Below are 9,637 nucleotides of genomic sequence, written 5' to 3' on the forward strand. Positions count from 1 at the left end.
GGTATTTAGAATTTCATTTTGAAGCCTAAATTCACAGCTTGATTATGATAATCGCCGCGCCATTTGCCTTGGTAGTCCAAATGCAGGCTGCTGTTTGCGCCGGTTTGGTAGGAAAGACCGATGCCGGCGTTCAGCGAGCCTTTGCCCAGTTTTTGACCTTGCATGGCAAAATCGCTGTTATCCGTGCCGATAAAATGCGCACGGCTGTCAAGGCTTCTGTCGCCTGTGTGCAAGGCGGCGGACAGACTGCCTGTAATGGCAAATTGAGGGTTAATCGCCTGATTGATATAAACGCCGACAGAGGAGCTGAAATCTCGATAACGCGCTTTGCCTACGCCTAAATTAAACACGCCCGCGCCGCTTTCCTGATAAGCATCGCCGGAAATATCGGCATAATGCAGCGCTGCGAAAGGCGTAATGCTGCCCTCGCCGACGGCAAAGGGGCGGCGTAATTCCAATTGCGCTTGGAAGGCATTGGCATCGTAATCGGATTTGGCGACGACAGGATTGCCGGCAGTCAAAGTATTGATATGGCGGCTGCCTTCAATATTGCTGCGTCCTAAACCCAGTTTGCCATGTACGGAAAAATCGGCAAAATCATAATCGCCGTAAAGCATCAGCTGATAGCTTTTTGCCTCAACATGCTGCCGAGCCAAACCCAGACTGTCGGCATCGCTTTTCACATAAGCTAAGGCCAAGCCCAAATTGCCGTCGTTTATCGGCATATCCGCCCCGATAACAATGCCTCTGTCTTCGGCATCATAGCCTAAGTAACCGCTGTTATCCGCTTTTAAACGACTTGCGCCGACAATCCCTTTTGCCCAAATATGACGTTCGCGGTCAATATCGCGCGTGTCAACGGCAATCTGCATGTGGTTTTGCTGATTAGCGATTAGCCAAGGATTGGCGCCCATCGGGCTTAATTCCGCTATACCCTGAGCTTTTTGAGCATCGCTTAATCCGGCTGAGCCAAGATTAAGCACTTGCCCCAAACTTGAAGCGGTGCTCATGCCGTCCAGCGTATCTGCAATCGGCAGCAATGCAGGTTTATTATCCGCTTTTACCGCATCGACAAAACCATCGACCAAAACAGGTCTAGCTTTTAAATGCACGGCTTTGTCGCTGTAATCCGCCGTAATGCCGGAATTGTCAATTGCCGCACCGCTTGTATCCACTACGGCTAAATGCGCAAATTCGCCGCTTCTTGTGCCGGTGGTCTCAACGACATTCAACCATTCTTGATTAAAATTACCGCCATGGATTAATCCTTTGATGACATCAGAGGCTTTTATTTTCAGCGTACCGTTCAAATGGGCATTGCCCTCAACTGATAACTGACCTTTCTCATCATTGCCGATACCATGCAGATCGATTGCCAAGACCTCGTCGCTACGCATTGCATAATCGCCAATCAGCTTGAGCCTTCCCTTATCAATATGCGTTTCGCCAAGCCATTGTTTGCTATTGCTGTTGAGAGTCAAAGTGCCGCTGCCCGATTTAATCAGATTACCGCTGCCGTCGATAGGTGTAGTGAAAGCCGCATCATGGTCAGCTTGGATATTGAGCGCGCCGTCAGCAATTGTGGTTTTGCCTGTGTAGGCTTTATTATCGATATTAAGACTTAAAGTGCCGCTGCCCGATTTAATCAAATTACCGCTGCCGTCAATAGGCGTAGTGAAAACCGCATCATGGTCAGCTTGAATATTGAGTACGCCGTCGGCAATTGTGGTTTTGCCTGTGTAGGCTTTATTATCGATATTAAGACTTAAAATGCCACTGCCCGATTTAATCAGATTACCGCTGCCGTCAATAGGCGTAGTGAAAGCCGCATCATGGTCAGCTTGAATATTGAGTGCGCCGTCGGCAATTGTAGTTTTGCCTGTATAGGCTTTATTATCGATATTAAGGCTTAAAGTACCGCTGCCTGATTTAATCAAATTGCCGCTGCCGCTGATACGGGCGGTATTTGCAACAGTAGTATTATCTGTCACATTGAATGTATTGCTATTGTTTAGACTAATAATATCGGTTTCTTTAAAACCGCCGAATATTGTCGAGGTGTTTTGCTTACCGATATTTAACGTCGCATTATCAAGAGCAAAATTGGCTTGTTTTGCATTGGCTGACCTATCGATATCATTAAAAGTCAGTGTGCTGTTTTTAACATTTACAGTGCCGACGGTATCTTTTCCGTAAATTAATATCACAGGGGCATCGGCGGTGCTGTCTGTAATATTGACCGTGCCGACGGCTCCGTCAATGCCGTTTGTGGTGACAATCAGTTGATTGTTAATCTTCAAGCGGGAATTATTGCCGGCATTTAGTATCCCCGTACCGTTCGAGACAAGAACGGCATTGGCATTTAGCGTACTGTTATCCAATGATAAATTGCCGGAACCTCCCGCTCGGGCAGTCATGACATGTTGACTGTTAATGATGCTGTTAGTAGCGCTTACGTTACCTACGCCGCTTGCATCTCCATAGGCAAGATACAAAGCCTCCGCTGTCATTTGACTATTATTAAGTGATACTGTTCCCGTACCTTGATGCCCCACAAGCATCACACCATTGGTATTAAACATGCTATCGCTGACCGTCATTGTGCCGTTACTATCTGCGCTTTGCCCAAGAATTATCTGACCGCCGGTAGCGGTACTATTATTGATGAGATTAAGAGAGCCGCGACTGCCCTTATCTCGTCCAAGCAAAATCTGATCATTCGTTGTGAGTGTGCTCTTATCTGTTAACGTTAATTCGCCTTGTGCATTTTCCGCAAGCCCGATCCAAAGGCTGTTTGCCGTTAAATTGCTACCATTGGAAGCCGTAACTGTACTTGTGCCTGCCGGGGCGATATACATTTCCGTGCCGACATTGAGCCGGCTATTATCCATATGCGTTTCTGCTTTTGCAGAGCCGTACCAATGGCTGCCGAGCAGCATGCTTTCATCTATGCTTATTATGCTGTCTGTGGCAACAACCTTTCCTTCTCCGCCACCATAAGTCAAATCGAAATTTTTCGCTTTGACTTCCGAATCATTCAATATTAATGTTCCGTTGTTTTTACTATTCCAGTTGGCAACTTTAAAATTTTCTGCAACTTCTATTTTCGATCGGTTGGCAGTCATAATACTGCCTTCTTTTGGCGTATCTAAGGCTTCAAACCAGCCATTAACATATAGATTGCTGTCTATCTTTAAAGTGCTATTTTCTAGTGTCAGGCGGCTATTACTTCTTTCTAATGTATCTTGTATCAATCCCGCATCAACTCTCATAGTGTGTAAATCGATGCTGCTGTCTGTTGCCTTCATGTCTGCATTAAGAAGGTTAAAACTATAATCGCCGCCGCTTTCAATTCTTGCACCGTTTGATACATCAATCTTGGCGTGTATAAAATCGGTAATACGATTAGGCGTTCTCACAATTGTGCCGTTGTTACGAATATTAATATCAATCATAGTGCCGTCTCGCGCATCACCATAGCGATTGTTTAGAGTATGCGTGCCACTATCGTAATCCACCGCCCAAGCTGTTTGCCCGAAGCTTAATAAGCCGATGAGCATGATAGAAGACAGCTTTCTTCTCGGCTTACTCCCTTTTCCTTGCGCACGAGCGCATTCGGAAACGCATTGCCAAAGACCCAAGGCATAATTGAAAACAATACGATAAATACGATTCATAAAACATCTCCTAATATGTGATAAATGCCGGATTACTTAACTATAAACGGTATTCAAATCCGTTTTTGCATTCGATTTAAAACCATTTTCATATGTACAAATAATGGAATACAGACTTTTATATTTTAGGATAAAAGCACAGGGCATTTTGTCTGAAAAGTCGACATTTTTGTGTTTTGATAAAAATCCCAAAGAAGCACTGCATCTTTGCTGCTGAAGTGCTAGTTCATGACTAAGCTTTCAATCGCTTTTGCCTACCATAAATCATAATGCCTTCGCATCGCCCATCGGATTTCTGTCTTCTATATTTGAGCGACTTTTCTTGAAACGTAATAAGTCATAACTTATAATTTCTAAAAAACTTGGGTATGACAACGATGTGGCAGGTGATTTTTACTGATGCCTTTGATGTTTGGTTTCAAGGATTGGATGATGAGGAGCAAGATAGCATTTTGCATTATCTCAATGTGTTAAAAAACAAAGGTTCGCAGCTTGGCAGACCTTATGTCGATACGCTCAAGGGCGCTTCTTTATCTAATTTGAAGGAATTGCGTGTGCAACATCAGGGAAAACCTTATCGGCTACTTTTTGTTTTCGATCCTGTCAAAGAATTGAAAAGGTATTACAGCGTTGGCTCGCCTTGCCGTACGCTCTTGTACTGTCTGCGGCTCGCCGCCTTGTACTACTTTTTCACTTCTCCGACTATATTTCGTCAAGCAGTGATGCTGTGTGGGGGCGATAAGACAGGCGATAAGCGTTTTTATCAAAAAATGATACCGCTTGCTGAAGAAATTTATAAACAGTATTTGCAATCAGAATATTATTTGCAGTCTCTGAAAGGAAAATCAAATGAGAAGCTTAGATGATGTAATGGCGGCTTTGCCGCATGAGCGGAGGGAAAAGATTCATATGCAGGCGCAAGAGACGCTGTTGCAGTTGGATTTAGCGCAATTGCGTAAAAAAGCGGGGCTTAGTCAAAGCGAGCTTGCACAGAAAATGGGTATTTCGCAATCGGCAATTAGTCAAATCGAGAATACGCAAAATTTGAATTTAGCGACGCTTGCGCGCTATGTACAAATTTTGGGCGGTAAATTAAACATCAGCATTGAATAATATCAATTTCCTAGTTTTTATGTTTCAACAGCTATAGTCCGGTTCGTATCAATAAGGATTACTTAGCTGCAAACCGCAGCATACGCATGGCAATGCCATGCCTTTATTTTGATTGACCGCATCTAATCTCTTTCCGGATACAGACGGCTGACCGCCATCAGGGATACGCGCCGCCGTGCCTGCCATAAATCATAATGTCTTTGCATCGTCAGCCAGCTTTCCGCACTGCGTCCCAAGGTTTTGCTGAGGCGCAATGCCATGTCGGGGCTGAGGTTGCTGTTGCCGTTGAGCAGGCGGCTGAGCGTCGAGGGCGAGATGTCCAAATATTGCGCCATTTCGCGCAAGCTGATGCCTAAGGGCTGCAAATATAAGTGCTGAATGACTTCGCCGATATGCGGCGGATTGTGCATGCTCATGCTTCTTGATACTCCCGAATGGCGACATTACCTTGGGCAAAATGAAAGTCTAAGCTGCCAAATGTGCCGCTGAGGCGGTAGTTTTCGCCGTTTTGCTCAAGCTGCATATGCGGCAGGGGCAGGTCTTGCGCGCAATAGGCGCTGTCCAAGCTCAGCAGCACAAAGCGCAATGCTTTGGCGTGAGCAGCATTGATGCCGGCGGTATTGCCGGTGCGGTAGAACTTTTCCAGTCCTGCGTGTTGAATGTCTGTAATCATGCTGTCAGTATAATTATCTGTTGCGGACTGTGCAACAAAATAAGTTTTTGCTTTTTACTTCAAAAAAATTTTTATTGAGATAAGGATATTTTCCTTTGAAAGTATTTGCTTAATAAATTGTTTTTAAATGAATAAATTCCAATAATGCTTATCTGTAAGACGGTTTGAAAAACGATTGTTTTTTGGTTCTTGCGGCAATCGACGTTTTTTTGCTTGACCGATGCGCATGCGGCGATTACATTTGGCGCTCGCTTTGGCTTAATTAAAGAAGATTCATATGGCAAAGAAAAAACATCATTTAAGCGGTGCTGAAATTATTGTGGAAGCCTTGCTTGCGGAGGGAACGGAATATGTGTTCGGTTATCCCGGCGGTGCGGTGCTTTATATTTATGATGCCTTGTATCAGCAAGAGGGTTTGGTGCATGTATTGGCGCGGCATGAGCAGGGCGCGATTCATGCGGCGGACGGCTATGCCCGCGCCACTGGCAAGGTCGGTGTGGCGATTGTAACTTCCGGACCGGGTTTGACGAATGCGGTTACCGGCATCGGCACGGCTTATGCAGATTCGATTCCGATGGTGGTGTTTTCCGGACAGGTGCCGTCTTCTTTGATTGGCAATGATGCTTTCCAAGAGGTGGATGCGGTGGGAATTACGCGTCCTGTGGTCAAGCATAGCTTTTTGGTCAAAGACATTAACAAATTGGCGGAGACGATTAAAAAGGCTTTTTATATTGCTTCGACCGGCCGCCCCGGTCCGGTTTTAATTGACGTGCCTAAAGACGTCACTGCCGCCTTTGCTTCTTTTAGCTATCCCGATGAAATCCATATCCATTCTTACCAGCCGACGGTGGACGGTCATATCGGGCAAATCAAAAAAGCCTTGAAATTGCTGAGCCGCGCCAAGCGTCCGATGCTGTATTCGGGCGGCGGCGTGGTGCTGGATAATGCGGCGGAACAGATGACGGCTTTGGCAAAGCAGTTGAATTTGCCTGTAACCAATACTCTGATGGGCTTGGGCGCTTACCCCGGTAATGACAAGCAATTTTTGGGCATGCTCGGTATGCACGGCACCTATGAAGCCAATATGGCGATGCATCATTGCGATGTGCTTTTTGCGGTGGGTGCGCGTTTTGACGACCGTGTTACCGGCGATATCGCCAAATTCTGCCCTTCCGCCAAGATTATCCATATCGACATTGATCCTTCTTCGATTGCAAAGAACGTGAAAGTGGATATTCCGATTGTCGGCTCGGTTAAATCCGTATTGAGCGAGATGCTGCGCTTATTGGGCGACAGCACTGTCGATCCGGCGCAAACGGCGGAATGGTGGCAGCAAATCGCCGAGTGGCAAAGCATCCGCTGCTTGGACATTCCGCCGAGTGAAGACGTGATTAAACCGCAGCAGGTCATTCAAACCTTGTACGAGCTGACGGGCGGCAAAGCCGTGATTACTTCCGACGTCGGACAGCATCAGATGTGGGCGGCGCAGTATTTCCGTTTCCATGAGCCGCGGCGTTGGATTAATTCCGGCGGATTGGGCACGATGGGCTTCGGCTATCCTGCCGCCATCGGTGCAAAATTGGGACGTCCGGAAGAAGATGTGTTTTGCATCACCGGCGACGGCTCGATTCAAATGATGCTGCAAGAAATGACCACCGCTTTGCAATATCATGTGCCGGTCAAAATCATTTGCCTGAATAACGGCTACTTAGGCATGGTGCGGCAATGGCAGGAATTTTTCTACGACAAACGCTATTCCATGAGCTATATGGAGAGCCTGCCGGATTTCGTCAAACTGGCAGAAGCCTACGGACATCACGGCGTGCGCATTGAAAAACCGCAGGATTTACGGCAAAAACTGGCGGAAGTCATTGCTATGAAAGACAAAACCGTCTTTGTGGATATCGCCACAGACCCTAGCGAAAACGTCTTCCCCATGATTCCGGCGGGCGGCGGTCAAAACGAAATGATGCTCGGCGCGCATCATGAAAAAGCCAATAAACAATCAGACGAAGGCATGGTGCTGGTATGAAAACACAACTGGAACGCCACATTATTTCCATTTTAATGGCAAACGAAGCAGGCGCTTTATCGCGAGTGGTCGGGCTGTTTTCCGCGCGCGGCTTCAACATCGAGAGCCTGAACGTCGCGCCGACGCAAGATCCCAGCATCTCACGCCTCACGCTCACGACCTTCTGCGACAATCAAATCATCGAGCAAATCAATAAGCAGCTCAACAAATTGATAGACGTCATCAAACTCGTCAATATCGAAGAACATGAGCTGATTGACCGCGAAATGATGATGGTCAAAATCATCGCCGATGAAAAAGACCGCCCCAATCTGCTGCAATTAAGCGATGTCTTCCGTGCGCGCGTGGTGGACATGCACCCCAGCACTATCGTGATTGAAATCAGCGGCAGCCCGCGCAAACTCGACGCCTTTCTTGCCATGCTGGATCACAAGAAAATCCGCGAAATCGCGCGCACCGGCGTGACGGGCTTGGCGGCGACAGGTTCCGGCAAATGCCTTGATCTGTAATGTATTCTGAAATCCAAACCACGCGTATGCTGCTTAATTGCTGCATCAAGCGGTTGAATACCGCGCTTGGTTTTGATTTCGGAAACGATATAAACGCGGCAAAGCCGCACATTTTTTTACCTTTAACGAACTGGAGAATCCATGAAAGTTTTTTACGATAAAGATGCCGATATGAGCGTATTGCAAGGCAAAACTGTTGCCATCATCGGCTACGGCTCGCAAGGACACGCCCATGCCAACAACCTGCATGAAAGCGGCGTGAACGTCATCGTTGGTTTGCGCAAAAACGGCGCCAGCTGGAAGAAAGCCGAAAATGCAGGACTGACGGTCAAAGAAGTCAATGAAGCCGTTAAAGCCGCGGACGTTGTGATGATTCTGCTGCCTGATGAAAATATCGCCGAAGTTTATCAGCAAATCGAAGCCGACATTAAAGAAGGCGCTGCACTTGCCTTTGCCCACGGCTTCAACGTGCATTACGGACAAGTCAATCCGCGCCAAGATTTAGACGTCATCATGGTTGCGCCGAAAGCCCCCGGTCATACCGTACGCAGCACCTACCAAGGAGGCGGCGGAGTACCGCATCTGATTGCCGTGCATCAAAACCAAAGCGGCAAAGCCCGCGACATCGTTTTAGCTTATGCCGTGGCGAACGGCGGCGGCAAAGCCGGCATCATCGAAACCAGCTTCAGAGAAGAAACCGAAACCGACCTCTTCGGCGAACAAGCCGTTCTCTGCGGCGGCGCAGTCGAGCTGATTAAAGCCGGCTTTGAAACCTTAGTCGATGCCGGCTATGCGCCTGAAATGGCGTATTTTGAATGCCTGCACGAACTCAAACTGATTGTGGATTTGATTTACGAAGGCGGCATCGCCAACATGAACTACTCGATTTCCAACAATGCGGAATACGGCGAATACGTTACCGGCCCGCAAGTGATTAACGAAGAAAGCCGCTGGGCAATGCAAGAATGCCTGAAAAACATTCAAAACGGCGACTATGCCAAATCCTTTATCAACGAATACCGCATGGGCGCGCCTGCCATGACTGCCCGCCGCCGTCAAAATGCGGAACACCAAATCGAAATCGTGGGCGGCAAACTGCGCGACATGATGCCTTGGATTAAAGCCAACCGTTTGGTAGATAGAGAGAAAAACTAAGTTTTTCATCAGCCGATCGAAGAAGCGGAAAAACATACAAGACAAATCTCTAATGTTTTTTCAATTCTTCGATAATACGGCGATGCCAAAGTGCTTCTCAAATTGGCTTGTCGATAAAAGCAATTGTTGCAAACGCCAAAGAAAGGACTAAGTTCTGTCATACAGGGCTTAGTCCTTTTTTATGCAGCAATTTTTCCTTTAAAGCGGCGCAAATGCCGTCTTGTGCTACTTTTTCACTTCTCCGACTACAGCACAAAATCAATAGTTATAGTCAATTCATGGCAAACTTGATCATTTTTCAATCGGTAGGTCGGATACTTGTATCCGACATTACTTAAGGCTCTAGACTAGCAGAATCACTCTGTTAGACTAGAAAAATGAGATACAACAGTAAATTAAGCAGATATCATCTCAGAAAAATTATTCGCCACTTTTGTGCCGATATTGAAGCCTCAAAAACCGCTTTGCTGACTGGTTT

Annotated in this window: 7 protein-coding genes and 2 pseudogenes; 5 read left to right on the forward strand and 4 right to left on the reverse strand. The window is 46.8% G+C overall.

Features of this window, described 5'->3' with window-relative positions:
* Window positions 1-5 precede the first annotated feature (5 nt).
* Window positions 6-3,677, reverse strand: a complete 3,672-nt coding sequence (locus ACJHVI_RS08540) for an autotransporter domain-containing protein (RefSeq protein WP_483184320.1) — start codon at window positions 3,675-3,677, stop codon at window positions 6-8.
* A gap of 377 nt (window positions 3,678-4,054) precedes the next feature.
* Between ACJHVI_RS08540 and ACJHVI_RS08545 the strand changes: the two are divergent.
* Window positions 4,055-4,225: pseudogene (locus ACJHVI_RS08545) on the forward strand (type II toxin-antitoxin system RelE/ParE family toxin); the annotation flags it as partial.
* A gap of 54 nt (window positions 4,226-4,279) precedes the next feature.
* Here the strand turns inward: ACJHVI_RS08545 and ACJHVI_RS08550 are convergent.
* Window positions 4,280-4,393, reverse strand: a pseudogene (locus ACJHVI_RS08550) (IS30 family transposase); the annotation flags it as partial.
* Window positions 4,394-4,526: 133 nt separating this feature from the next.
* On the opposite strand from ACJHVI_RS08550, the gene ACJHVI_RS08555 reads away from it, so the two are divergent.
* Entirely contained in the window at window positions 4,527-4,790 is a 264-nt protein-coding gene (locus ACJHVI_RS08555; RefSeq protein ID WP_115219296.1) for a helix-turn-helix domain-containing protein, read from the forward strand.
* Between the two features lie 122 nt (window positions 4,791-4,912).
* Here the strand turns inward: ACJHVI_RS08555 and ACJHVI_RS08560 are convergent, their stop codons facing one another.
* Entirely contained in the window at window positions 4,913-5,206 is a 294-nt protein-coding gene (locus ACJHVI_RS08560; RefSeq protein ID WP_483184321.1) for a HigA family addiction module antitoxin, read from the reverse strand.
* Window positions 5,203-5,463 (reverse strand): type II toxin-antitoxin system RelE/ParE family toxin, encoded by a 261-nt coding sequence (locus tag ACJHVI_RS08565; RefSeq protein ID WP_483184322.1) that lies wholly within the window; start codon window positions 5,461-5,463, stop codon window positions 5,203-5,205. The genes ACJHVI_RS08560 and ACJHVI_RS08565 overlap by 4 nt, the downstream gene beginning before the upstream one ends.
* 277 nt (window positions 5,464-5,740) lie before the next feature.
* Between ACJHVI_RS08565 and ilvB the strand changes: the two genes are divergently transcribed.
* From ilvB to ilvC, 3 genes are all read left to right on the forward strand, one after another.
* Window positions 5,741-7,495 carry a biosynthetic-type acetolactate synthase large subunit gene (gene ilvB / locus ACJHVI_RS08570; protein ID WP_483184323.1) on the forward strand — a complete coding sequence of 585 codons (1,755 nt, stop codon included), beginning with the start codon at window positions 5,741-5,743 and terminating at the stop codon, window positions 7,493-7,495.
* Window positions 7,492-8,004, forward strand: a complete 513-nt coding sequence (ilvN, locus tag ACJHVI_RS08575) for an acetolactate synthase small subunit (protein ID WP_483184324.1) — start codon at window positions 7,492-7,494, stop codon at window positions 8,002-8,004. The genes ilvB and ilvN overlap by 4 nt, the downstream gene beginning before the upstream one ends.
* 141 nt (window positions 8,005-8,145) lie before the next feature.
* Complete coding sequence (gene ilvC, locus ACJHVI_RS08580; protein WP_483184325.1) at window positions 8,146-9,159, forward strand: ketol-acid reductoisomerase; 1,014 nt, start codon at window positions 8,146-8,148, stop codon at window positions 9,157-9,159.
* The last annotated feature ends 478 nt before the right edge of the window (window positions 9,160-9,637 follow it).

This window comes from Suttonella sp. (assembly GCF_056855035.1).

Coding starts and splice junctions, on each gene's coding strand:
- ACJHVI_RS08540 (WP_483184320.1), bottom strand. CDS start 3,677: ATGAATCGTATTTATCGTATTGTTTTCAATTATGCCTTGGGTCTTTGG.
- ACJHVI_RS08555 (WP_115219296.1), top strand. CDS start 4,527: ATGAGAAGCTTAGATGATGTAATGGCGGCTTTGCCGCATGAGCGGAGG.
- ilvC (WP_483184325.1), top strand. CDS start 8,146: ATGAAAGTTTTTTACGATAAAGATGCCGATATGAGCGTATTGCAAGGC.
- ACJHVI_RS08565 (WP_483184322.1), bottom strand. CDS start 5,463: ATGATTACAGACATTCAACACGCAGGACTGGAAAAGTTCTACCGCACC.
- ilvB (WP_483184323.1), top strand. CDS start 5,741: ATGGCAAAGAAAAAACATCATTTAAGCGGTGCTGAAATTATTGTGGAA.
- ACJHVI_RS08560 (WP_483184321.1), bottom strand. CDS start 5,206: ATGAGCATGCACAATCCGCCGCATATCGGCGAAGTCATTCAGCACTTA.
- ilvN (WP_483184324.1), top strand. CDS start 7,492: ATGAAAACACAACTGGAACGCCACATTATTTCCATTTTAATGGCAAAC.